Source organism: Geomonas diazotrophica (assembly GCF_018919385.1).
Taxonomy (GTDB): Bacteria; Desulfobacterota; Desulfuromonadia; order Geobacterales; family Geobacteraceae; genus Geomonas; species Geomonas diazotrophica.
Genome location: NZ_JAHLMF010000021.1, coordinates 22,224 through 45,339, shown reverse-complemented (window position 1 = coordinate 45,339; position 23,116 = coordinate 22,224). Strand labels below are relative to the sequence as shown.

Sequence of the window (23,116 nt, the reverse complement as noted above, 5' to 3'; positions counted from 1 at the left end):
TGTGGCTATGCCGAGAGGGTCACACCCGTTCCCATCCCGAACACGGAAGTTAAGCCTTTCAGGGCCGATGGTACTGCATTGGAAACGATGTGGGAGAGTAGGTCGCCGCAGGGAATTTAATAGAAAAAGCCCCGTCTGAAAACAGACGGGGCTTTTTCGCGTTCTGCGCATGGGCTGCTTGCCCAGAGCCTCTGACGTTGTTCCTTTCTCCTGCAGCTTCGCCCCTCGAAACACGTCCCTCCGCCCCCACTTCAATCTCTCACAGGTTCACGTTGCAAATGCCGGCATGGTGTATAAAATTGGCGAATGTCAATTATTATGCGTGGAGGTTCATCTTGAAGCTCACCTTCCTTATCGTTATTGCAGTCCCCTTCATGGTGTCTGGTTGTGCCACCAAGGGCTACGTCAGCAGGCAACTTGATCAAGTTTCCTGCAAGGTTGATGTTCTCGAAGCAAAGAGTGCCTCGCTCGCCGAGCGAGTTAACTCTTTAGAGAGCAGGCTTGCCACGCTTGAGAACCAAGTCTCTCAGGCGCAACTTGCTAACAAGGCCATGCTCGATGATGCTACAGCTAGGGCGGATGGCAGCGCACAAAGAGCAGAAGCTGCTGCGACCATTGCCACGCAGGCTGCTGAAAGAGCGGAAAAGATGTTCGAGCTTGAGCAGAAGAAATAGCGACGACAATAGCCATGGTTTGCAACGTGCTTGTCGTCCTCTGTGCCGTGGTAGCGGCGCTTGTGCTGCCGACCTGTTCCGCGCGTGCAGGTGAGGCGGCTGCTGCGTTGCCTCCCTACTACGCTGGCGGGTATATTGGACAACTACGCCAGTACAAAGTGCGTCCAAAGGAATCCCTCATTGAAATCGCCCGGAGGTTTGATCTCGGCTACAACGAGATGCGGGACGCGAATCCCGGAGTCGACCCGATTCTCCCTAAGTCTGGTACGGTTGTTACCATACCTTCGGCGTGGATCCCCCCGGCAGTATCTGAACGTCCTTCCATCGTGGTCAACTTGGCTGAGTTGCGGCTATTCGTTTTTCCAACGACCGATGCCTACGGGGTCGAGTCCTACCCTATAGGCATAGGCGATGAAGGCACCGACACGCCGGTTGGAAGGTTTGTCATAGTTGATAAAATCCTCGATCCTAGCTGGCATGTCCCCGCTTCCATCCGGCGTCAGCGACCACAACTTCCCGCGGTGGTCGCGCCTGGAGAGCGTAACCCGCTCGGGCGACATGCTTTGCGCCTGTCCCGCAAGGAAATTCTTATCCACGGGACGAACCGTCCCTGGGGGATTGGCAGACGGTCGAGTCACGGTTGTTTGCGCCTGTATCCAGATGACATCGCGTCGCTGTTTGCCAAAGTTCAGCAAGGGATGCGGGTATGGATTATAAACCAGCCGGTGAAGGTGGGAGTGAAGGAGGGGAAGGTATTCATTGAATTCCACCACCAGGATAGAGACACGGTGGGGGTTGGAGATATCCTGCACATGTTGGCAGATCAGGGACTGCTGCAACGGGTTGACATGGGGAAACTGGTTCGTGCCTATTATGAGAATAAGGGGTATCCGGTGGAAATAACCTGGACAGATCCATAGGTAAGGGGGGGCGGTCCCCCCCCCGGTCCTGGTTGGCGTTGACTATTTCTTTGGTTTCAGCGGACTCTGCTTGTAGAAGATTCCCAGCACGGACTGTTCGTCGGCAGTCAGCTTTACTCCCTTGAGTTCCATTCTGTGCTGGATCTTTTGCATGTCCTTGCCGGCGACGATCGCGCTTTCGATGCGCTCAGCGGTGTGGCACGAAACGCACTTTTTGTCGATAACCAAGTGTGCTTCCTTGAACACGCCACCAGTGACACTGCCAAGATTGGTCCCAGATGTGGGCGCAGATTTGGGTGCTTCCTGTGCAGCCTGGAGGGTGGTGATGGAAAGTGCGGTTACCGCTAATGCCACAACAATCAAATCTTTCATTGCTTCTCCTTTTACTCGTGATGTCGAGCGTAACTTTGCATTAAGATATAGCAGAAAATCATGTCCTTGCTCCTAAGGAAAGGTATTTTCACCACCTGCATAGGGATAAGCCAAACTTGAAAAGGGATGGCAGCCTGTTTTTTCCGTTAAAAATGATCTGTTCCACAGTAGTCTCTGTCCTTCAGTTGTAGGCATGAGGAGTCCCCAAGGGGCAAAGGCCATTGGTGTATCTCAGACAGGACGTGGTAAAATCTGTGTGTCCAACGGATATTTTCCTTGCATGTTTTCCTGGTATGCGGTGAGGGGACTAAGGAGATACGGGGATGTTAAAGCTAAAGCGGATATTGTTGGTTGAGGACAACGCCAATGATGCTGAACTTACCTTGGAGGCCCTCGCTGAGCATAATCTTGCCAACGGGGTCGATGTTGTCAGAGACGGTGCCGAAGCCCTCGATTATCTTTACAGGCGTGGGGCGTATGCCGGTGAGGCGTCATTGAACCTGGCGGTCATACTTTTGGACTTGAAACTGCCGAAGGTGGACGGTCTAGAGGTGCTCGGCATTCTCAAACGGGATGAGAAGCTCAAATGCATCCCGGTGGTTGTGCTGACCTCTTCACGGGAGGAGAGGGATGTTGTGGACAGCTACCGGTTGGGGGTCAACGCATACGTCGTAAAACCGGTGAACTTTTCCGAGTTCATTACAGCTGTCAAGGAAGTCGGCGCCTTTTGGGCCATAATCAACGAGCCTCCTCCGCTACCTCATAAGGGCCATAATCAATGAAACAGGAGCGTCTGCGCATACTGCACCTTGAAGATGATCCAATGGATGCGGAACTGGTTCTGCTGACACTCACCTCGGAGGGGCTCGATTGCGAGGTCCAGGTAGTGTCGAGGCGGGACGAGTTCAGTGTCGCTTTGGAGCGCGGCGGGATGGACCTGATCCTGGCTGATTTTGCGCTTCCCGCTTTCGATGGCATGACCGCCTTGGCGATGGTGCGTCAGAAACTGCCCGATCTGCCCTTCGTCTTTGTATCGGGGAAGTTGGGCGAAGAAGCGGCCATCGAGTCTCTTAAGAGCGGTGCAACGGATTACGTCCTCAAGAGCCGCTTATCCCGGCTGGTTCCCGCGGTGCAGCGCGCGCTTACCGAGGCACAGGAACGGGCCAAGCAGCGGCAAACCGAGCGGGACCTGGAAGTAGCGCACGCCGAAATCGAGAAGCGAGCCGAAGACTACCGCAACTTGTTCAACAGCATTCGCGACGTCATCGTGGTCGCCGATCACAACCGCACCATACTGCATGTGAACCAGCCCGCGCTTCACGACATCTTCGGCTACGATTCGCCGGAGGTGATCGGCAAGAGCAGCAGAATTCTCTATGCCAAGGATGACGATTACGACAGTACCGGCAAGGAGGTTTTCGACGCCAAAACCCGGGTGAAGGGAAAGCTGGTGGAACTGCATTTCCGTAGGAGAAGCGGCGAAGTCTTTATCGGCGAGCTTTACGCGATGAAGCGTCTGGATCGCTTTGGCAACGTCACCGGCAACATCTCCATCTTCAGGGACATCAGCGAACGGAAAAAGGCGGAGGCTGATCTACGGGAGAGCGAGCTGCGCCGCATGCAGCTGCAGCTTGAGTTGGTGTATGCCGCAGAGATCCAGGCCAAGCTCCTGCCGAGGGTATATCCCCAAATCACGAATTTCGAGATCGCCGCCCGCTGTCTCCCTGCCAAACAGGTTGGCGGCGACTACTATGATTGGCAGCAGGTGTCGCCTACGCTCTTCAACCTGACCCTCGGGGATGTAATGGGGAAGGGGATGGCCGCCGCCATGTTGATGGCCACGGTCCGGGCGGCGCTTCATGCAGTCACTCTTTACAATCCGCCGGCGCAAGCTGTGCACCTGGCCGAAAACTCGCTGAACGAGGATCTGGAGAATTCTGAGAGTTTCGTGACCCTGTTCCACGCCCAGTTGGACTCCGCGTCACGAACACTCTCGTTTGTCGACTGCGGTCACGGCTACGTTTTCGTCAGACGTGCCAACGGTGCAGTAGAGACTTTGAACCCTCGCGGGCTCCCTTTGGGGATACAGAGTGATGAGGTGTACCAGGAGGGGGCGGTGCAGTTCGGGAAGGGCGATGTGATGGTCCTCTACAGTGACGGCTTGGTAGATGCGAAGCCGGAACTGGAACTCACTCACGAGAAGCTGGCAAGGAAGCTTTCGGGAAAGAAGAGCGCCCAGGAGATGGCCGACACTCTCATTGCCCTGATAGGCAAGCCTGACCCGCAGCCCGACGACATTACCGTTTTGGTGCTGCACGCTGTGTGAGGGGGGGGGTATAAGTGCTTCGCCCAGTGGCCCGGTTCCCATGTGACTACTCGCCGATGATCTTTACCAGGACTCGCTTTTTGCGCATGCCATCGAACTCTCCGTAAAAAATCTGCTCCCAAGGCCCCAGATCCAGCTTTCCGCCCGTTACCGCAACGACCACTTCCCGCCCCATGATGGTTCTTTTCAGGTGCGCGTCGCCGTTGTCCTCGCCATAGTTGTGGCGGTACCGGCTGTGCGGTTTCTCGGGTGCCAGTCCTTCCAGCCATTCTTCAAAGTCCTGGTGCAGCCCGGATTCGTCATCGTTTATGAAGACGCTGGCGGTGATGTGCATGGCGTTGCACAACAAGAGCCCCTCGCGTATTCCGCTTTCGGCCAGGGCGGCTTCGAGGTCAGGGGTGATGTTGACAAAGCCGCGCCTACTCTTGATTTGGAACCATAACTCCTTCCGGTGATGCTTCATCCTCTCTCCTTCCTGGTGTCGCTGATTCGGTGACTCTTTTTGCGGCATGACGCGGTGAGGAGACCGCGAAGGCGGCATCGAGCAGGGCCGGTGCCGCCTGCCACCTGTTCCTGGAGTGCATGATAACCAGCAGGACCCTCCTGTCCTCCCGCTCGGCCAGAGCAACGAGGCATTGGCCGGCGTTGGGCGTGGTCCCCGTTTTGACTCCAATAGCCCCAGGATACCTGCCGATCAGCCTGTTTTTATTCCTCAGATAATAACTGTGCCTGCCGTCAAGCGTGGCGATGCGCATGTTGGGGCTCGCGACTATCTTCGCGAATTGCGGCAGTTGCATCGCCCTCTCGGCCAGGCGCGCCAGGTCATGCGCATTGGAATAGAGCCCCCTGTTGTCGTGGCCGCAGGCGTTGGCAAAATGGGTGTTTTCCAGGCCAAGGGCCCGGGCCCGCGCGTTCATCTGTATCACGAAATCGCGTTGATTGCCACAGGCGTGCTCGGCGAGGGCTCGGCAAGCGTCGTTGGCCGAAGCGATCAGCGTCGCCGCCAGCAGGTCGCGCACCCGGAACTTCTCACCACGCCTCAGCCCGATCCTGCTGCCGGTTTCCCGTGCGGCGCTGCGGCTCACTACGACCACCTCGTCCAGGTCGCACCTTTCCAGGACGACCAAGGCGGTCATCATCTTGGTGAGGCTGGCCGGCGCCCGGCGGATGGCGGCGTTTCGCTGGCGAAATATCTGGCCGTTGATCTTGACCAGGTAGGTCGTGGCGGGATGGTAGGAGCGTGCAGTGGCTGGCTGAGGAAGGACGAAGCCGTAGATTACTGTCGCGATGAAAATATATCTTTTGGTAGATGAGAAAATTTTCATTCTGCATGTTATAGCATCGTTTCCCGCTCCCGCAATGAGTGCAAAGGCACGCGCGCGGGGTTGCCTGCGACAGCGAATCTTGGATTTACAAAGGGGCGCCCCTTAAGGTATCTTGCTCACTTCGATTACCGCAGCGAGAGGATGACATTGGCAACCAAGATACGAATACTTCCCGAGAACCTGACCAACAAAATCGCCGCCGGCGAGGTGGTGGAACGGCCGGCCTCCGTGGCCAAGGAACTGGTGGAGAACGCCCTCGACGCGGGCTCCAAAGAGGTCGTGGTGGAGATCGAGTCCGGCGGCCGGCGGCTCATAAAGGTCACCGATTCCGGCAGCGGGATGTCGCGCGAGGACGCGCTCCTGGCACTCGAGCGACACGCCACCAGCAAGATCGCCAGCGACGAGGATCTCTTCGCCCTCTCAACCCTCGGTTTTCGCGGCGAGGCGCTGCCCTCGGTGGCTTCGGTGTCCCGCCTCACCATCTCCACCCGCACCAGCGACAGCCTGGAGGGGACCGAGATCTACGTCGAGGGGGGGCGCATCAAGGAGGTCAAGGAGTGTGGCATGGCGGCCGGGACGGTCATCGCGGTCCGCAACCTCTTCTTCAATACGCCGGCGCGACTCAAGTTCATGAAGAGCGCAGAGACCGAAGGGGGACATGTGGGGGAGCTGCTGACCCGGCTGGCCATCTCCCGCCCCGACGTCCGTTTTACCTATAAAAATGACGGCAAGGTGGTGTTCCGCGCGCTCGACGCCGACCTCAAGGAGCGGGTGGCGACCCTGCTTGGCCGGTCCATCGCCTCCTTCCTCTATCCGGTGTCGTACGAGGTGCCGGGGGGCGTGCGGGTGACCGGCCTTGTGGCGGCACCTGAATGCAGCCGCAGCGCCGCCAGTCATCTGTACACCTACATAAACGGCCGGTTCATCAAGGACAAGGTGGTGCAGCACGCCATTCTCCAGGCCTACCGGAACTTTCTGGAGCGCGGGCGTTACCCCGTCGTCGCCGTGTTCATCGATATCGCCCCGGGCGAAGTAGACGTGAACGTGCATCCGACCAAGCACGAGGTGAGGTTCCGCGAACAGGGGAAGGTGCACGACACGATCCAGTACGCGGTGGAAAGCGTGCTGAAGCAGACCCCCTGGCTGAAACGGCCGGCCGTACCGGCTTCAGCTCCGCCGGAGCTGGGTGCCGAGCAGCGCAGCAGCACCGTCAGCGCGCCACTTCGTGCCCCGGGCCCTTCATGCGCATCGCAGGGTGCGTCGCCTCACGCCGTCGCGCCCACTCCGGCGGCGGCAGCAACAGCAGGTCAGGCACCGACGCATCCGGTGCATCAGATGACACAGACGGTACAGCCGGCGACGCAATCGGTCAGCGAGGCCAAGGTGGCCGAGATCCGCGAGCTGCTGGTGGGATATCAGCCAAAGCCCCAGCCCCCGCTGCGCCCCCAGTACCACTTCGAGGCGCCCGCCAGGAGGGGAGAGGAAGCCGCCCCCGCCCCGTGCCCCCAGGGACCAGCCTCCCAGGAGCCGGAGGTTGCGCCGAGCCAGGAGAGCGAGGCACCGGGCTATTTCTCGTCGCTTGCCGTGATCGGCCAGTTCAACGCCTCCTATATCCTGTGCCAGCGGGGCACGGACCTTGTGCTGATCGACCAGCACGCGGCGCACGAGCGGGTGGCCTTCGAAAGACTCAAAGGAGAGTTCGCAGGCAAAGAGGTGGACAGCCAGGGGCTTCTCTTCCCGGAGACCTTGGAGCTCTCCTTCAGGGAATCGGCGGTTCTCGGGGAGAACCTGGAGGAGCTGCGTCGGCTGGGCTTTTCCTTCGAGGAATTCGGGGGCAATACCTGGCTGTTGAACGGTGTGCCACAGATCCTGTCCGGCACAGACTACCTGCGCACCATCCGCGACATCCTCGAGGAACTTTCCAGCCTGAGTCGCAGCCGGACCTTCACGGACATCCAGGAGGACCTCCTGGCGCGCATCGCCTGCCATAGCGTGGTGCGCGGCCGGCGCACCCTGACCGCGCAGGAGATCTCGGCCCTGTTCAGGCAGATGGACGAGACGGACTTCTCCAGCAACTGCCCCCATGGCAGGCCGGTGATGCAGACCCTCACCCTGGCCGAGGTGGAGAAGATGTTCAAGCGGGTGTAGACCGGCAGCCGAACCGCTGCCGCGGTAGATGAGAAACCATGACGCAAGAGAAGATAAAACTGCTGGTGGTGGGGGGACCCACGGGGTCCGGCAAGAGTGACCTGGCCCTTAAGCTGGCCGAGCAGATCGACGCCGAGATCGTCAATGCGGACTCGATGCAGATCTACCGCGGTCTGGACATCGGGACTGCCAAGCCCTCCCCGGAAGAGCTGGCCAGGGTGCCGCACCACCTGATCGACATCGTGTCACCGGACCAGGATTTTACCGCCTCTGACTTCAGGCGCGAGGCGTCTGCCGCCATCGAAGACATCGACCGACGGGGGAAAAGGGCGATCGTGGTCGGCGGGACCGGGCTATACCTGCGCGCCCTGCTGGAGGGGCTTGTCGACTCCCCGACCGGTGACCCGCAATTGCGCCGTCAGTTTGACGATATCCCGGGAGACGAACTGCTCCGGCGTTTGGCAGAGGTCGACCCCGAGACCGCGGCGAGGCTTCACCCCAACGATCGGGTGCGCCTGGTGCGAGCCCTCGAAGTGTACACCCAGACCGGCCGCCCCATTTCCGCCTTCCGGGCCGAGCACGGATTCTCGGGCGACCATTACCGTGCCTTGAAGCTGGCGATCAGCGTGGACCGGGCCGAACTGTACCGGCGTATCGATGCACGGGTGGAAAGGATGCTGGAAAAGGGGCTGGTGGAAGAGGTCCGGAAACTTCTGATCCAAGGGTACAGCCGTGAATTGAAGTCAATGCGCTCCATAGGGTACAAGGAAGTGACGGCCTACCTGGCTGGTGAAATGACGCTGGATGAGGCAGTTACGCTGATCAAGCGGGACAGCCGCCGCTATGCCAAGCGGCAGATGACCTGGTTCGGCAGGGAAAATGATATTTATTGGCTTGAATATCCCGCAGGTTTTGCTAGTATCCTTGTTCATGTGATTGAATTCTTTGGGTAAAGGAGCGGAATCATGCCTAAAACGCCTTTTAACATCCAGGACCAGTATCTCAACCAGTCTCGCAAGGAGCGCGTAAAGGTCTTGGTGCAGCTCATGTCCGGTGAAAAACTGGAAGGGCATATCAAATCTTTCGATAACTTCTCCGTACTCATGGAAGTGCACGGCGATATCCTCATCTATAAGCACGCGATCTGCAGTATCACTTCTGTAGACGGCGTTTTCCGACTGCACCAGTAGCGTGATCACTTGTGCAGGAACCAGGGATCCGGATTAGCCGTATCAATCCGGACGGTACATGCTCGTCACCACGGTACCTCCTTCCAGCCGGCTCTAAAGGGCCGGCTCGTTTTTTATCTGTTGCCAAATTCCTCCTTCTCCACCTATCATTAAAGTCTGCGCGCCGCCGCTCTCACGCCAGTTGCCTCGCGGGGTATCCTGCGACTGCTGTTACCGCAGCCGGAAAATCTCGACATCCGCTGCCGGGCGCGCACCAGGAGGGATTTCATGTCAGGTCTGACTATTGATAAGGTGATGCCTGGAAGCATCGCCGACGAGCTGGAACTCGCACCGGGGGACCGGCTGCTGTCGGTGAACGGGCATCCGCTGCGGGACATTATCGACTACAACTATTTCACTGCCGACGAGGAACTGGAGCTGGAAGTCGAAAAGGCCGACGGGGAGCTCTGGGGACTCGAAGTGGAACGTGAAGAGGGGGAGCCCCTGGGGATCTCCTTTCAGGCGCCGGCGCCGGCACGCTGCGGCAACAACTGCGTCTTCTGCTTCGTGCACCAGCTGCCCCGCGGGCTGCGCGGCCCCCTTTACGTGAAGGATGAGGATTACCGCCTTTCCTTTCTCTACGGCAACTACGTCACCATGGCCAACATCGGCCGGGCCGAGCTGGACCGCATCAAGGAGCAGCGGCTCTCCCCGCTCTACATCTCCGTGCACGCGACCGACGCGGCGCTGCGTGAAAAGCTTCTGGGCAAGTCCGGCATCCTCCCCATCCTGGACGTGATGCGGGAGCTGGCCGAGGCACGCATTACCATGCACACCCAGGTCGTGCTCTGCCCTGGCTGGAACGACGGCGATGCCTTTGCCCGGACGGTGGAGGACCTCGCCGCCTTGCACCCGTGGGTGGCATCCCTGGCGGTCGTGCCGGTGGGGTTGACCGAGCATAGGCAGAACCTCCCGGCGCTGGCCCCGGTCACCAAGGAGTTCGCCGCCGAGTTCATCGGCAAGTGGTACCCGGAGTCCCGGCTGCTGCAAGAGCGCCTGGGCGAACCCTTCCTGTTTCTGGCGGATGAATTCTACATCAAGGGCGATGTGCCGTTTCCCGAACTCGACAATTACGGCGACCTGCCTCAGTTGGAGAACGGCGTCGGGATGATCCCGCTGTTCCTCTCCGAGGCGGACCAGGTGCTCCAGGAGGCCGAGGCACTGAAGCCGGGAAAACTGACCGTCGTTACCGGCGAGTCTCCCTACCGTTACCTCTCAGACTTCCTGGAACGGCTCTCCGGTGCGACCGGGGTGGCCATGCAGCCGGTGGCGGTGCGCAACAGGCTGTTCGGTCCCACGGTCACGGTTACCGGCCTGGTCTGCGGGGCCGACGTCGTTGCCGCCCTGCAGGGGATGGAACTGGGAGAATTGGTGCTCGTGCCTGACGTGATGCTGAAGGAGGGGGAAGGGGTCTTCCTGGACAACCTGACACTGGAGGACGTGGAGCGGCAGCTTGGGGCGGAGGTGCAGGTAGTGGAGTCGACGCCCTACGGCATCTATGACGCATTGGTGCAGAGGCTGGGATAAAAGCGGAAGGCAAAAAGAAAAGCAAAAGAAAAGAGCCGGAGAGGATGCGCGTCCTCTCCGGCTCTTTGTGTTTTAAGGGGGGCTCTTACCGGCTCATGGCGTCGATGACGTCGAAGTCGAAGACGCTCTCTGCGGTGGACTTTATCAGGTCGATCTTTTCGTTGTCATCCGCCGTGATCTTCGAGACATGCTCGGTGAGGGTGATGAAGGTCTCGGCGGTGTTCTGCGAGGTGCGCAGGTAGGGGATGTTGCTGTCGTCCAGGATTCTCTGGGTGATGGCCGAAACCGGAGCCGACCCCGGTATCACAACGCCGGCGAGCTTACGCCGGTATGCCGGGATGTTATAAAGGGCGGACGCGGTCACGATCAATTCGTCCCGGGAACTCGTGGTGATCAGCAGCGTGGAGTCCTGCAGGGTGTCGATCACGCGTTGCGAAGATGCGGCCCCCAACTGGATGTGGTTGATGATCCGGTTCTTGCCCTCCTGGTCTCCCTGCAACGGCAGCTTCAGGAGCTTGGAGAGGTCGAGCAGGGTGGGGTTGGCCAGGGTGGGGGAGTAATCGAAGGCGCCGGCCACGTTCTGCTGGCGGCTCTCGAAGAAGGTCCTCAGGTAGCCCAGCGTCTCCTCGCGCTTGTTGGCCAGCAGCTTGTTCACCAAGACCAGCTTGACCTCGGCGCCCTGCTGCTGGAACAGGGAGAGGTTCAACTGCACCGAGTCGATGACACAGCCGATGCCGCCGCTGGCTACCATGATCACCGGGGCATCCAGGGTGCGGGCGATCTGGGCGTTGTTGATGCCTACCACGGAGCCGACGCCGCCGTGACCGGACCCCTCGATGATCAGGAAGTCGTTCTTGGCTTCCAGTTCGGCACAGGCTTGCTTGATGGCTTCGAGCGGGGCCTCGGGTGCGATCTCGCCGGAGAGGTACCTCTTGGTATAGCCTTTTCCCACCACGACCGGCGACATGAGCTTGCGGTCCGCCTCCATGCCGTAGATGCCGGCGATGAGGGCCGCATCCATGTCCATTTCAACACCGTCCAGCATGAAGACCTTGGGGCCGATCGGCTTGATGAAACCAACGCGTGCATATTTCTTTTTGGCCAGATGAAGCAGCGACAGACTGATGGTGGTCTTGCCACAGTGCTGGCCGGTAGCAGCAATGAAGATTTTCTTACACATATGTCTAAGCCTCGTGGCCTTTCTTACGTGTTGATACGCTATCACCCGGATTATACGTTTTTGGAAAAATAGGGGCAACATGGTATACGGTACCTGCCCGGAGACTGACCCAAAAAGGGGGGGCGCTTTGCCTGCTGAGCCACGATGGAACCCTCCTCTGGAGCCTGTGGCAACTCCCGTTATCTTCTTGACGCTTGCGTGATATTCTGCAATAATCCGTCGGTCCAAACGCCTGTTTGTTTACATCAAATCTTTCTAAGCTTCACCATCACCGACCATAGCGTAGAAAAGGAGCGTAAACGTGAAAAAGATCTGGGTTGTCCTGTCGTCTCTGCTCGTCCTTGCCTGTGCCGTATCCGCCTTTGCCGGCGACGGTTCCTTCAAGAGGGTCAAAAGCCAGGGTGCTCTGACCATCGGCCTCGATGATGCCTTCCCGCCGATGGGGTACCGCAACGACAAGGGGCAGTTGGTCGGCTTCGACATCGATGCAGCCGAAGAAGTGGGCAAGCGTCTCGGCATCAAGATCAACTGGCAGCCGACCGCATGGGACGGCGTCATCCACGCTCTCAACTCCAAGAAGTTCGACTGCATCTGGAACGGCATGACCATCACCGACGAGCGCAAGAAGGAAGTCGCCTTCACCAAGCCGTACAAGATGGACGGCCAGGTCGCGGTGGTCCGTTTCGCCGACAAGAAGCTCAAGAAGCTGGCCGACCTGAAAGGCGCCAAGGTAGGCGTTCAGAAGGGTTCCTCCGCCGTCGAGGCCGTCAAGAAGCTGCCGGCAGCCCCCGCCGAGGTGCGTGAGTACGAGGACAACCCGAAGGCGCTGCTGGACCTCGAATCCGACCGTCTCGACACCGTCATCATCGACGACGCCACCGGCCGCGACTTCATCGCCAAGCGTCCCGGCAAGTTCCGCATCCTGCCGGGCAACATCACCAAGGAGCCGTTCGGCGTTGCCTTCCGCAAGGAAGACGTTGAGCTGCGCGAGGCCGTCCAGAAGACCCTGGACAAGATGGTCAAGGACGGCACCATGGCCAAGATCTCCAAGAAGTGGTTCGGCGAGGACATCACCAACCCGAAGAAGTGGAAATAGTTAACGCTTTCCCCTCCCCGTGCGCGGGGAGGGGGACTGCCACAGTTAATCAGGTGTGCCGATGAAATTTTTTACCGGCAGGGTCGTCAAAAGAGCGATCCTGCTTTTTTCGTGCTTACTGTTACTCCTGGCCTCGGTCTGCTTCGCCACGGATTACGATCAGCTCTTCACCGATGCCAACGACGCCATGGCGCAGGGGGATCTCCCCGCCGCCATCGCCCTGCTCAAGAAGGTGGAGTTCGAGAAGGGTGACGAAAGCGGCGCCTTCGTCAGGAGCAGGATGCAGATCGCCAGGCTGCAATTTGCCCTGAAGGACATGGAAAAGGCGAGTTCCGCAGCCAAGGAAGTGCTTGCCGTCTATCCCGACAACAGCGAGGCGCTCAACTTCCTCGCCTCGGTCAAGCAGGAACAGACGCCCCGCTACCAGGTGTTCATCCAGGACTGCCTCCGCTTCCTGCCGCAGCTGCTGAAGGGGGCGGTGATGACCATCACCCTCGTGGTCTGCATCATCCTGATCTCGCCGGTGGGGGGGCTTTTGATCGCGCTCGGGCGCATCAGCACCTTCAAGCCGATCTCGGCGGTCTGCTGGTTCTTCATCTGGCTCTTCCGCGGCACCCCGCTTCTTCTGCAGCTCTTCTTCATCTACTACGGTCTCCCGTCCATGGGGATCACCTTCAAACCGTTCACCGCCGCCATCCTCGGTCTCGGGCTCAACTACTCCGCCTACCTCGGCGAAATCATCCGTGGCGGCATCCAGAGCATCGAGCACGGCCAGATGGAGGCCGCCAAGGCCATCGGCATGACCTATTGGCAGGCGATGCGCCGGGTGATCATCCCGCAGACCTACAAGCGGCTCATGCCGCCGATCGGCAACGAATTCATCGCGCTCATCAAGGACACCGCGCTCGTCTCCACCATCGCCATGGTCGAGCTGATGCGCTCGGCGGACCAGATGTTCAACGCCTACTTCAACGTGACCGCGCTGATCCTGGCGGCACTCATCTACCTGCTGTTCACCACCATCTTTACCTTCGTCTTCGAGAAGATCGAGGTCCGGGCCGGCATCTATGAAAACCGCTAACCAACCGTTGTTAAGCCTCAAGGGGATCACCAAGCAGTTCGGATCGCTCACCGCCGTGAACGGCGTGGACCTCGACGTCTGCCCCGGTGAGATCGTCGTCATCATCGGGCCGTCCGGCTCCGGGAAGTCGACCCTCTTGCGCTCCATCAACTTCCTCGAGGAGATCGAGGAGGGGACCATCGTCTTCGAGGGGAACGAGATCGGCTACGTGACCAGCAAGCACGGACGCCGGCACCTGGACGCACCGCACAAGATCTGCGCGCTGCGCTCCGAGATCGGCATGGTGTTCCAGCACTTCAACCTGTTCCCTCACATGACCGTGCTCGGCAACGTGATGGAAGGGCCGCTCACCGTGCAGAAGAAGAGCCCCGAGCAGGCGCGCGAGATCGCCGTGGACATGCTGGCCAAGGTGGGACTCTCCGACAAGCGCGACGTCTATCCCGCCACCCTTTCCGGGGGGCAGAAGCAGCGCGTCGCCATCGCGCGGGCGCTTGCCATGCGCCCCAAGCTGATGCTCTTCGACGAGCCCACCTCCGCGCTCGACCCCGAGCTGATCGGTGAGGTGTTCGACACCATACGCGACCTCGGCAAGGAGGGGATGACTATGATCATCGTCACCCACCAGATGGGCTTTGCCAAGGAGATGGCGGACCGGGTCATCTTCATGGAGAAAGGCTCCTTCGTGGCCCAGGGGACCCCGGAGGATTTCTTCGCCAACCAGATGGAACACGATCGCATCAAGTCCTTCCTGAACCGCATCCTTTAAGAGAAAGGCGGCAGTGAACCTGCCGCCGTCGCCTCCCCCCCTGCAACTCCCCCCGTTTCCTCGCACCCGTTCCTTGCCACCCGTCGCACCGTCGACAACCCTTCTGCCCGTGCTACAATGTACCCTTGTTGGCTTGGTGCTTATTAATGCGCTCGGGCCGCCATTCACATGGGAAAAAGGAGGAGTGCCATGATCAGAGCGGAAGAGGTCATCGGAACTATTCGGGCAGGACTCGAGCGGGAGGCGCGGGTAAACCTCCATGACCACCCGATCGAGTTGAGTTTTGCCGACGGCGTCATCACCATTGCGGGCGAAGTGGGGGGGATCGCCGCCAAGAAGCTTGCCCTTGAGATTGCCGCCAGGCCGCAGCCGGTTTCCGGTGTGGTGGACCGACTGCGCGTCGAACCGTCGGAGCAGATGGAGGATGGCGCCATCCGCGACCATGTCTGCAACGCGCTCGCCAGCGAGCCCGCCTTCATGCAGTACGCCGTCCAGGCGATCGTGAAGCAGGGCCTGGAAGAGGTGCGCGGCACCGCGCAACGGGGACTGGAACGGGTGCTCGAGGTCGAGGTCAACGAAGGCGTGGTGACCCTCAACGGCAGGGCCGAGAGCGTCTCGCATAAGCGCTTGGCAGGCGTCCTCGCTTGGTGGGTGCCCGGGAGCAGAGACGTGGTCAACGGTATCGAGGTGTGGTCCGACACCGAGGAGAACGATGATGAACTGGTTGACCTGATCAGGATCGTCCTGGAGAAGGATCCGCTGGTGAACGCGGCGCAGATCACGGTCCGCAGCAACGCCGGCGCCGTGACCCTGGAGGGGGCGGTGCCGACCCCTAACAACAAGCGGGCCGCCGAGTCCGATGCGTGGTACGTGTTGGGGGTAAACGAGGTGGTGAACAATCTTGTGGTGACCGGGTGAAGGAGCGTCCCAGGCATCCCTTCGTCCCGGCGCGGCGGCAGGATACCGTGCGCCAGGAGCTGACCGCCTTGTTGCGGGAGGGGAGTCTCACGGCGAAGGAGCTCTCGGGGCTGGTGGGGATTTCGGAAAAGGAGGTGCTGGAGCACCTCGAGCACCTAAGAATCGCACTCCATGGCCGGCTGGATATGACCCCGCCCCGTTGCCTGGAGTGCGGTTTTTCATTTCAGAAGAGGGAGCGACTGAGAAAACCCGGTCGTTGCCCGGTCTGCCGCGGCGAGCGCATCGTGGAGCCTTCCTTCACTATCGGCTGATCCTACACATCCAGCACTACCGTTGCCTGCCACCTCTGTGCTACCTGCTCCACCTTGTAGCGCAGCATGGTCACCGCCTTTACGTCTATCCCCATCTCGTGCCGCGTCGGGTCGATTTCCTCGCCCGACAGCGTCGCCCGGACCGTCAGCCCGCCATCGGAGGGGGTGATGCTCATCTCGCCGGGGAGCAGGACCAGCCTGCGGGCATCCTTGTAGAAGATGAGTTCGTTCAAGAAGTCGAAGAGAAGCATCTCCTCGTTTTCCTGCTCCAGCTTCAGCGCCAGCGTCTGGGCTTGGCGAATCTGCTCCGGGTTCTCGACCATGACCTGCATGGTGGCCCGTGCCGCTTCGCGGAACAGCTCTTCGAGTGTCGGTGCCCAGGCGTCGAAGGCAACATCGGCGTGCGCGATGTCGCTGCGGTACTCAAACGGCATGGTTTGCCTCCCTTAACCCTTGATGTTCCCGATCGGCACCAGGCGTGCCACCCGTTTGCTCAGCCCCGCCTGCTCGGTTGTCTCCACCACCTCGTCAATGTTCTTGTACGCCGCCCCGGCCTCCTCGGCGAGGCCGCCGAAGGAGTCGGTGCGCACGTAGATGCCGCGCTGTTCCATCTCGCGCTGCAGCTTGTCGCCGCGGAAGCTCCTCTTGGCCTCGTGCCGGCTCATGGTCCTGCCGCTGCCGTGCGCCGTGGTGTACCAGGCGTCCCCCCCGGTCGACATGCCGGCCAGGAGGTAGGAGCCGGTCTCCATGCTCCCCCCGATGATCACCGGCTGTCCCGTCTCCCGGTAGCACTCCGGAAGTCCCGGGAGGCCGGGACCGAAGGCGCGGGTCGATCCCTTGCGGTGGACCAGCAGTTCCTTGCGAGTGCCGTCGACAAGGTGCTTTTCGAGCTTGGCGGTGTTGTGGGCCACGTCGTAGACCATGCGCAGGCCGAGCTCGTCCGGCGCGGCGTGGAAGACGTCGGAGAACACCTCCCGGATCCGGTGCAGGATCACCTGTCGGTTGGCAAAGGCCATGTTGACGGCGCATTTCATGGCGCTGAAGTAGGCCTGCCCCTCGGGAGAGCGGAAGGGGGCGCAGGCGAGTTCCCGGTCCACGATCTTGATGTGGTACTTGCGTTCCATGACCGAGAGGAAGAGCTTCAGGTAGTCGGTGGCGACCTGGTGTCCGAACCCCCTGCTGCCGCAGTGGAACATGATCACCACCTGGTTGGGGACGGTGGTCAGGCCGAAGGCGTCGGCAAGCCCCCGGTCCATGATGTTCTCCGGCCGCACCACCTGTATCTCGCAGTAGTGGTTGCCGCTCCCCAGCGTCCCCAGCTGGTTGTAGCCTCGCTCCACCGCTTTCTCGCTGACATGGGAGGCATCCGCTCCCGGGAAGCAGCCTCCTTCCTCTGTCATCTCCAGGTCGTCCTGCGTTGCAAAACCGTTCTTGAGGCACCAGCGCGACCCCTGCTGCACCACGGTACGGAAATCGTCCTGCTTGAGCTTGACGAAGCCGTGGCAGCCGACCCCGGTGGGGATGCGGGCAAAGAGGCGGTCGACCAGCTGGTGCAGCTTGGGCTGGACCTGCTCGGCGGTCAGGTTGGTGAGCACGAGCCGCATCCCACAGTTGATGTCGAAACCGATCCCTCCGGGAGAGATCACGCCCGAGCCGGGGTCCATGGCGGCGACCCCGCCGATCGGGAAGCCGTAGCCCCAGTGCCCGTCGGGCATGCAGTAGGCGTAGCGCTGGATGCCGGGGAGCGTGGCGACGTTGCTTACCTGCTCGAATACGCCGGCGTCCATCTCGTTGACCAGCTTCTCACTGGCGACGATCCTGGCGGGAACCAGCATCCCTTCCTTGTAGCTCACCGGCAGTTCCCATATCGTGTCGCTGATCCGCTTCAGCGCAGCTGGTACGTTCATAGGACCTCCGTCTCTCTCAGATGGCGATGCACCCGGAGATGTTACCACAACTGGAATTGCCTAGTAGGGACGGCAGGAGGGTTTTTTCGAGATGTTCTGAGGCGGGGCGGGGCCTTGTGCCGCGCGCATGGCGGCCGTTTCGTCCGTGGGCGGCGCCGGGGGCGGTGGCGGCTCCGGCATAGTGCCTCGTTACGCCGAGGTGTGCCTGTGTTGGAAAGTGGCGGCGGGTAGGGGGGCTTCCTCTTTTTTCATCCAGTGTTCGGAGCGGTCAAAGCCGATGATGCAACCGGTCGACAGCAGGTAATCCAGGAAATAGTCGTTGATCACGTCATAGGTAAAGTCGTCGTAGCAGACCAGCACTCCCATTGTCGCCCTCCCGTGTGCATGCGTGAAGTTTCATTGCTATACCTATCGGAGCTTTGCCCCGCGACTTTAAGAAAGTTTTACTTGTTGCCCCGGGCTAAGCTGCCGTCCGGGGCCTCTTGCGTGCCTTCATGTACGGTCCGCGTGCCCCAGTCGGCTCCTTTTACCCTGTTTGGCGGCGCGCACAGTCTTAAAACATGAGTTGGCAGGGGCTCAAGTAGTTGACAAGGGTACGGGGTCCCCTGTATGCTCCATGAGTGCTAAAGCGCAACAATTACGTTGAAGAGGTACTTAAATGGATAACGATCACAGGGAAGAGATGGAAACCGAAGAGGAGAGCTTTGCCGATCTGTTCGAGCGGAGCCAGAAGGACGCCGGCCGACTGGAGCCGGGTGCAAAAGTCGAGGCGACGGTACTGCAGATCGCCAAGGACTGGATCTTTCTGGACACCGGCCGCAAAGGCGAAGGGGTCCTCGACATCAAGGAGCTCCTTGACGCCGATGGCAACCTGAGCGTCAAGGTCGGTGACAAGGTCACCGCCTGGTTCGTCTCTTCGCGCAACAACGAGATGCGTTTCACCACCAAGCTTGGCGGTGGCGGCAGCCACTCCGCCGGCAACGCGCAGCTCGAAGAGGCTTACGCCGCCGGCATCCCGGTCCAGGGCGTGGTCGAAAAGGAAGTAAAGGGAGGTTTCGAGGTCAAGGTCGCCGGTTCCCGCGCTTTCTGCCCGTTCTCCCAGATCGCCCTGAGAAGGGTGGAGGACACCGCGGCCCTTTTGGGCAAGCAGATGTCTTTCAAGATCACCGAGTATTCCGAGAAGGGGCGCAACATCGTCCTGTCCCATCGCGCGCTGCTCGAGGAGGAACTGCAGCAGCAGAAGGACGCGCTTAAGGAAACCCTCAACGTGGGCGACCGCGTGAAGGGGACCGTCACCTCGCTGCGCGACTTCGGCGCCTTCGTTTCCATCGGCGCCGTCGAGGGGCTCCTGCCGGTTTCCGAGGTGGCCTGGGCGCGCGTGAACCACGTGAGCGAGGTCCTCTCCGTCGGCCAGGAAGTAGAGGTCGTGGTGAAAGGGATCGACTGGGAAAAGAACCGCATCTCCTTCTCCTTGAAAGATACGCTGGCTGATCCTTGGGAAGAGGCGGCGAGCGCCTTCCCGGAGGGGTCCTACCAGAACGGCAAGGTGGCAAGGCTCACCCCCTTTGGCGCCTTCGTGACCCTGGCCAGTGGCGTGGACGGTCTGATCCACATCTCGAAGCTCGGGGCCGGCAAGAGGATTCAGCACCCGAAGGAGGTCCTCAGCGAAGGTCAGGAGGTCGAGGTGAAGGTCGAGTCGGTGGATCGCGAGGCTAAAAAGATCTCGCTCGCCCTGGCTTCGGTGAGCCGTGCAGCAGAGGAGCAGGCCCAGAGCATGGACGCCTACAAGAAGACCGTGGCAGAGGCCCCCAAGGGGATGGGCACCCTGGGCGACCTGCTCAAGGCGAAGCTGAAGGGATAGACGTTGGAGGAGCTGTTTCCCGACCCCGCCCAACTGCTGAAGCTTGCCCGCACCCGGATGCCCTACGGCAAGTACGCCGGCTCACTGCTGGTGGACCTGCCTGAGCCGTACCTGGTCTGGATGAGGCAGAAGGGGTTCCCGGAAGGGGACCTCGGAGCCATGCTCGAGTGCATGTACGAGGTGAAGGCCAACGGCCTGGAGTACCTGTTCGATCCGCTGCGTCGCGGCTGATCGGCCGCTCCCTTCAAAAAAGAAAAAGCCCCCCCTGCCGCAAGGCAAGGGGGGCTTTTCGTTTGGGCCTTCGAGGAGTCAGCGGCTCCACTCCACGCGAACCATGCGCTGTTCATGGCTCCACTTGTAGTGCAACTCGCCGCGCTGCGACTTGTAAAGCTCGCGTCCGATCTTCTGGGCCAGCTTGTCCTCCGTCGTGGTGACGATGATGCCGCCATCCTCCTCCCTGATCTCCATGATGCGCCCCAAGGGGTTCTTCTCCCTGTGCTTCGTCTCCTGTTGTTTCACCGTGTTCAGTATCTCCTCCCTGTGCTGTGCCAGGTACGCTCCCGAAAGGGTGACGACGCCGGCCGGATCCTGCCCGACGATGCGCTGGCAGGCGGGGCAGAGTACGTCTCCCTTGGGGGCGGCAGAAGATGCGCCTTCGATTTGCCAGCGTTTGTTGTGGTAGACGATGCCGCACCCCTTGCAGACGGTTCCGTCCACAGGCCCGCGTTTGGGCAGGTAAGGCTCGGGGCTGCGGGCCGCCATTTGTCCTTTCTCTTCCATAGTTATTCTGGATCCGTGTGGCATGGCTACCTCCGTTGTTTGAATTTGACAGGATTAGCGCTGGCTAAGTATAGCACTCCCGGTTCCCGCTGCATCGCGCCTCCAGCCTTCGCCAAGGCTTCGGCCGGCGGGCCTTTTCCCTTCGAATCGGGTGCAAGCCGCATATGACAGGGGGATGCTCCATCCGTGCGCGTCTCCGGCACTTTCAACGCTTGTACAGGGGTGGTTGGGTACGGGGCCCGGTTGATGGCGGGAAGGGAGGGGCGAGGGCGGGGCGAGACGGGCGGGAAGGGCGGGAAGGGCGGGAAGGCCGGGAAGGGCCGGGAAGGGCCGGGAAGGGCCGGGAAGGGATGGGGAGGGATGGGGAGGGATGGGGAGGGATGGGGAGGGATGGGGGACGGCTGCAGGAACCGCGGACACGAAAAAGGCCCGATGCCGATGCATTGGGCCTTCCCTTTAAATGTAACTGGCGCTTAAATCTCGAGATCCTTTACCCCTATCCGCCGGTGGAAGCTTTTCCATCGGGCGTAGAGACATGCTCCGGCAGGACCATGCCACCCGTTTCTCGCGGTTTCTTCCCCTTTTTGAAGCGGTTGTTACGCGCATGACGGATGAGATTTATAGGCCAATCGGCTTGATCTCCTTAAGCGCCAGCTACTAGCTCCAAAGTGCCGTAAAGGTTTATGTGAGACCACGCTCTTTTGTAAAGCATCTCCCCGGGAAACGCTTCAGGCAATTCCTTTAGCAGCATCGGGATTGCACACCACGTCTGATACCTGGGAAATTTTCAGTGTGGAATAATCAGGGTACCTCACGCCACCTTTACCTGTACCCCAGAGCTGTTTTCAAAGAACATCTCTTTGTTACGATTATAGTGTACCCCTGCCTTGCATAAGAGTCAACAGCCTGAATGGGCGTGGTTTTTGTGATTCGAGGCGGTTTTGTCTGATGCTGTAAGACCCGCAGCTGCTACTGTTGCGACGGCTCGGAACACGGCGATCAGTCGTGCAATACTGCCGCCGTGCCGCCGTTGTTACAGAACACCACTGTGGTACCATTGACCTTTCTGGAGGAGCCATGAGCAGCAATGCGAAAAGGGAACTCGAAGCGAGGAAGGAGCAGATGCTGAGCCTGCACCTCGTGGGGCGCGGCATCCGGGACGCGGCGGTGTTGAGGGCGATGCGCGAGGTGCCCAGGGAGTCGTTTCTTCCCGCCGGCCTTGAGCTTTTGGCCTACGAGGACGGCCCGCTGCCGATCCAGGAGGGGCAGACCATCTCCCAGCCCTACATCGTCGCCTACATGATCGAGGCGCTGGAGTTGCAGGGGACCGAGAAGGTCCTGGAGATCGGCACCGGCTCCGGTTACGCGGCAGCCGTCTTGAGTCTGTGCGCGGCCCAGGTCTTCACCGTGGAACGGCTCCCGTCCCTGGCGCACCTGGCCGCGGAGCGCCTGCGCGAGCTCGGCTACGGCAACGTGGCGGTGCGCCTGGGGGACGGCACCCTGGGGTGGCAGGAACATGCCCCTTACGATGCCATCGTGGTGACCGCCGGAGCGCCCGGTGTTCCGGAGGAGCTTGAGCTGCAACTGGCGCCGGGAGGGCGGCTGGTGATCCCCGTCGGGCCGACCCCCCACCTGCAGGACCTGGTGCGTGTGCGCCGCGATAAAGAAGGTGCGCTGCACCGGGAAGCCCTCTGCGGGGTCCGTTTCGTGCCGCTGATCGGCGCGCAGGGGTGGGAGGACTAGGAAAGTGCCAGTGTCTCGGCGGCCGGGACCTCGTTCAGGGTCCTCAGGAAGGACTCGTCGCTCACCGCACCGCAGCGGGTAGCAAGCCGCAGCAGCTGTTCCGGCAAGGGCGCCGGGATGTCGATTTCCTCCCCCGTGGCCGGGTGAATCAGCGTGGTCCGGAAGGAGTGCAGCGCGTGCCCGGTGAAGCCGGAGAGCCCCCTGCCGCCGTAGCGCTTGTCGCCCAGGATCGGGTGCCCGATCATCCTGAAATGCTGCCTGATCTGGTGCATGCGCCCGGTGAGCGGGTACACGGCCAGCAGGGAAACCCCTCCCCCCTGGAAGATCCTCTGGTAGCTGGTCTGGGACTCCTTGCCGTCCAAAGCGGCATCGATGGTTCCCTGTTTCTGCAACTTCCCCTCCACCATGGCAAGGTACAGTTTGCCGAGCCCTTCCTCCTGCACCATCTTGCCGAACATCCCGGCGGCAACCGCGCTCTTGGCCAGGATGATGGCCCCCGACGTCCCCTTGTCCAGCCGGTTCACCGGGCGCAGCCTCCCGACCCCGTCGCGCTTTTTCAGCAGCGCCTCGGCCAGGTCGACCAGGGTGATCTCTTCGGGATCTTCGGTACGGTGCACGGCCAGCCCTGCCGGCTTGTTCAGGCAGAGGATCCAGCTGTCCTCGAACAGTATGTCCAGTTCCGGGGTGAGCCGGGCCAGGAAGGCCGCGGTCTTCGCGCTCTCCTTGAGCGTCACCTGGTCGGCGAAGTGCAGGGCGTCGCCGGGCTCGGCCGGAACACCGTTCACCTTGAGGTGCCCCGAGTTGATCAGCTTTTTGATGTAGGAGAACTGCGCGCTGGGAAGGAGGTTGCGCATGAAGCTGTCCACGCGCCGCAGGTGGTCTTGGGCCGTTATCTGGTAGGTTAACATGGGACGGAGTATACCTTCATGAGGAAGAAGGCGCAAGGGAATCT

Annotated in this window: 25 protein-coding genes and 1 rRNA gene; 17 read left to right on the top strand and 9 right to left on the bottom strand. The window is 60.7% G+C overall.

Features of this window, described 5'->3' with window-relative positions; all coding sequences use genetic code 11:
- The 3 genes from rrf to KOM00_RS19030 all read left to right on the top strand — a co-directional run.
- Positions 1-114: ribosomal RNA gene (rrf, locus tag KOM00_RS19040) — 5S ribosomal RNA — on the top strand; the annotation flags it as partial.
- A 221-nt stretch (positions 115-335) separates the two neighbouring features.
- Positions 336-674 (top strand): hypothetical protein, encoded by a 339-nt coding sequence (locus KOM00_RS19035; RefSeq protein ID WP_236027082.1) that lies wholly within the window; start codon positions 336-338, stop codon positions 672-674.
- Between the two features lie 14 nt (positions 675-688).
- Entirely contained in the window at positions 689-1,594 is a 906-nt protein-coding gene (locus tag KOM00_RS19030) for a L,D-transpeptidase family protein (protein ID WP_216500599.1), read from the top strand.
- Between the two features lie 42 nt (positions 1,595-1,636).
- On the opposite strand, the gene KOM00_RS19025 is transcribed toward KOM00_RS19030, so the two are convergent.
- On the bottom strand, positions 1,637-1,966 hold the full coding sequence (locus KOM00_RS19025; RefSeq protein WP_216500598.1) for a cytochrome C: 330 nt from the start codon (positions 1,964-1,966) through the stop codon (positions 1,637-1,639).
- A gap of 323 nt (positions 1,967-2,289) precedes the next feature.
- Here KOM00_RS19025 and KOM00_RS19020 point away from each other — a divergent pair, with 323 nt between their 5' ends.
- On the top strand, positions 2,290-2,748 hold the full coding sequence (locus KOM00_RS19020; protein ID WP_216500597.1) for a response regulator: 459 nt from the start codon (positions 2,290-2,292) through the stop codon (positions 2,746-2,748).
- Positions 2,745-4,292, top strand: coding sequence for a SpoIIE family protein phosphatase (locus KOM00_RS19015; RefSeq protein WP_216500596.1), 1,548 nt, complete (start codon positions 2,745-2,747; stop codon positions 4,290-4,292). Before KOM00_RS19020 ends, KOM00_RS19015 begins: the two co-directional genes overlap by 4 nt.
- Positions 4,293-4,338: 46 nt before the next feature.
- Here the strand turns inward: KOM00_RS19015 and KOM00_RS19010 are convergent, their stop codons facing one another.
- Both KOM00_RS19010 and KOM00_RS19005 read right to left on the bottom strand, forming a co-directional pair.
- The gene (locus tag KOM00_RS19010; RefSeq protein WP_216500595.1) at positions 4,339-4,755 is read right to left on the bottom strand and encodes a secondary thiamine-phosphate synthase enzyme YjbQ; all 417 of its coding nucleotides are present in this window, start codon (positions 4,753-4,755) and stop codon (positions 4,339-4,341) included.
- A complete protein-coding gene (locus KOM00_RS19005) occupies positions 4,712-5,617 on the bottom strand; it encodes a D-alanyl-D-alanine carboxypeptidase family protein (RefSeq protein WP_216500594.1) in 906 nt (301 codons plus the stop codon). Before KOM00_RS19005 ends, KOM00_RS19010 begins: the two co-directional genes overlap by 44 nt.
- A 141-nt stretch (positions 5,618-5,758) precedes the next feature.
- Between KOM00_RS19005 and mutL the strand changes: the two genes are divergently transcribed.
- The 4 genes from mutL (at position 5,759) to KOM00_RS18985 (ending at position 10,521) form a co-directional block, all read left to right on the top strand.
- Positions 5,759-7,765 carry a DNA mismatch repair endonuclease MutL gene (gene mutL, locus KOM00_RS19000; RefSeq protein ID WP_456264256.1) on the top strand — a complete coding sequence of 669 codons (2,007 nt, stop codon included), beginning with the start codon at positions 5,759-5,761 and terminating at the stop codon, positions 7,763-7,765.
- A 38-nt stretch (positions 7,766-7,803) separates the two neighbouring features.
- A complete protein-coding gene (miaA, locus tag KOM00_RS18995) occupies positions 7,804-8,718 on the top strand; it encodes a tRNA (adenosine(37)-N6)-dimethylallyltransferase MiaA (RefSeq protein ID WP_216500592.1) in 915 nt (304 codons plus the stop codon).
- A 12-nt stretch (positions 8,719-8,730) separates the two neighbouring features.
- Complete coding sequence (hfq, locus tag KOM00_RS18990) at positions 8,731-8,955, top strand: RNA chaperone Hfq (protein ID WP_012529414.1); 225 nt, start codon at positions 8,731-8,733, stop codon at positions 8,953-8,955.
- Between the two features lie 267 nt (positions 8,956-9,222).
- On the top strand, positions 9,223-10,521 hold the full coding sequence (locus KOM00_RS18985) for a DUF512 domain-containing protein (protein WP_216500591.1): 1,299 nt from the start codon (positions 9,223-9,225) through the stop codon (positions 10,519-10,521).
- A gap of 85 nt (positions 10,522-10,606) precedes the next feature.
- Here KOM00_RS18985 and KOM00_RS18980 read toward each other — a convergent pair whose 3' ends face one another.
- On the bottom strand, positions 10,607-11,701 hold the full coding sequence (locus KOM00_RS18980; RefSeq protein WP_216500590.1) for an AAA family ATPase: 1,095 nt from the start codon (positions 11,699-11,701) through the stop codon (positions 10,607-10,609).
- Between the two features lie 301 nt (positions 11,702-12,002).
- On the opposite strand from KOM00_RS18980, the gene KOM00_RS18975 reads away from it, so the two are divergent.
- The 5 genes from KOM00_RS18975 (at position 12,003) to KOM00_RS18955 (ending at position 15,873) form a co-directional block, all read left to right on the top strand.
- Entirely contained in the window at positions 12,003-12,797 is a 795-nt protein-coding gene (locus KOM00_RS18975) for an amino acid ABC transporter substrate-binding protein (RefSeq protein WP_216500589.1), read from the top strand.
- Positions 12,798-12,858: 61 nt separating this feature from the next.
- Positions 12,859-13,878 (top strand): ABC transporter permease subunit, encoded by a 1,020-nt coding sequence (locus KOM00_RS18970; protein ID WP_216500588.1) that lies wholly within the window; start codon positions 12,859-12,861, stop codon positions 13,876-13,878.
- Positions 13,865-14,644 carry an amino acid ABC transporter ATP-binding protein gene (locus KOM00_RS18965; RefSeq protein ID WP_236027081.1) on the top strand — a complete coding sequence of 260 codons (780 nt, stop codon included), beginning with the start codon at positions 13,865-13,867 and terminating at the stop codon, positions 14,642-14,644. The genes KOM00_RS18970 and KOM00_RS18965 overlap by 14 nt, the downstream gene beginning before the upstream one ends.
- A gap of 189 nt (positions 14,645-14,833) precedes the next feature.
- Positions 14,834-15,562, top strand: a complete 729-nt coding sequence (locus KOM00_RS18960) for a BON domain-containing protein (protein ID WP_216500587.1) — start codon at positions 14,834-14,836, stop codon at positions 15,560-15,562.
- Positions 15,559-15,873, top strand: a complete 315-nt coding sequence (locus KOM00_RS18955) for a transcriptional regulator (RefSeq protein ID WP_216500586.1) — start codon at positions 15,559-15,561, stop codon at positions 15,871-15,873. The genes KOM00_RS18960 and KOM00_RS18955 overlap by 4 nt, the downstream gene beginning before the upstream one ends.
- A gap of 2 nt (positions 15,874-15,875) precedes the next feature.
- On the opposite strand, the gene KOM00_RS18950 is transcribed toward KOM00_RS18955, so the two are convergent.
- From KOM00_RS18950 to KOM00_RS18940, 3 genes are all read right to left on the bottom strand, one after another.
- On the bottom strand, positions 15,876-16,307 hold the full coding sequence (locus KOM00_RS18950; RefSeq protein ID WP_216500585.1) for an archease: 432 nt from the start codon (positions 16,305-16,307) through the stop codon (positions 15,876-15,878).
- A gap of 12 nt (positions 16,308-16,319) precedes the next feature.
- Positions 16,320-17,780 (bottom strand): RtcB family protein, encoded by a 1,461-nt coding sequence (locus tag KOM00_RS18945; protein WP_216500584.1) that lies wholly within the window; start codon positions 17,778-17,780, stop codon positions 16,320-16,322.
- A 189-nt stretch (positions 17,781-17,969) separates the two neighbouring features.
- On the bottom strand, positions 17,970-18,146 hold the full coding sequence (locus tag KOM00_RS18940; protein WP_216500583.1) for a GSU3473 family protein: 177 nt from the start codon (positions 18,144-18,146) through the stop codon (positions 17,970-17,972).
- Between the two features lie 292 nt (positions 18,147-18,438).
- On the opposite strand from KOM00_RS18940, the gene rpsA reads away from it, so the two are divergent.
- Positions 18,439-19,641 carry a 30S ribosomal protein S1 gene (gene rpsA / locus KOM00_RS18935; RefSeq protein ID WP_216500582.1) on the top strand — a complete coding sequence of 401 codons (1,203 nt, stop codon included), beginning with the start codon at positions 18,439-18,441 and terminating at the stop codon, positions 19,639-19,641.
- Between the two features lie 3 nt (positions 19,642-19,644).
- On the top strand, positions 19,645-19,872 hold the full coding sequence (locus KOM00_RS18930; RefSeq protein ID WP_216500581.1) for a DUF3820 family protein: 228 nt from the start codon (positions 19,645-19,647) through the stop codon (positions 19,870-19,872).
- A gap of 78 nt (positions 19,873-19,950) precedes the next feature.
- Here KOM00_RS18930 and KOM00_RS18925 read toward each other — a convergent pair whose 3' ends face one another.
- Positions 19,951-20,445, bottom strand: coding sequence for a BCAM0308 family protein (locus tag KOM00_RS18925; protein WP_216500580.1), 495 nt, complete (start codon positions 20,443-20,445; stop codon positions 19,951-19,953).
- Positions 20,446-21,498: 1,053 nt separating this feature from the next.
- Between KOM00_RS18925 and KOM00_RS18920 the strand changes: the two genes are divergently transcribed.
- Positions 21,499-22,164, top strand: a complete 666-nt coding sequence (locus KOM00_RS18920) for a protein-L-isoaspartate(D-aspartate) O-methyltransferase (RefSeq protein WP_216500579.1) — start codon at positions 21,499-21,501, stop codon at positions 22,162-22,164.
- Here KOM00_RS18920 and KOM00_RS18915 read toward each other — a convergent pair.
- Positions 22,161-23,072 (bottom strand): RluA family pseudouridine synthase, encoded by a 912-nt coding sequence (locus KOM00_RS18915; protein WP_216500578.1) that lies wholly within the window; start codon positions 23,070-23,072, stop codon positions 22,161-22,163. The two genes, KOM00_RS18920 and KOM00_RS18915, sit on opposite strands and share 4 nt — an antisense overlap.
- Positions 23,073-23,116 lie beyond the last annotated feature (44 nt).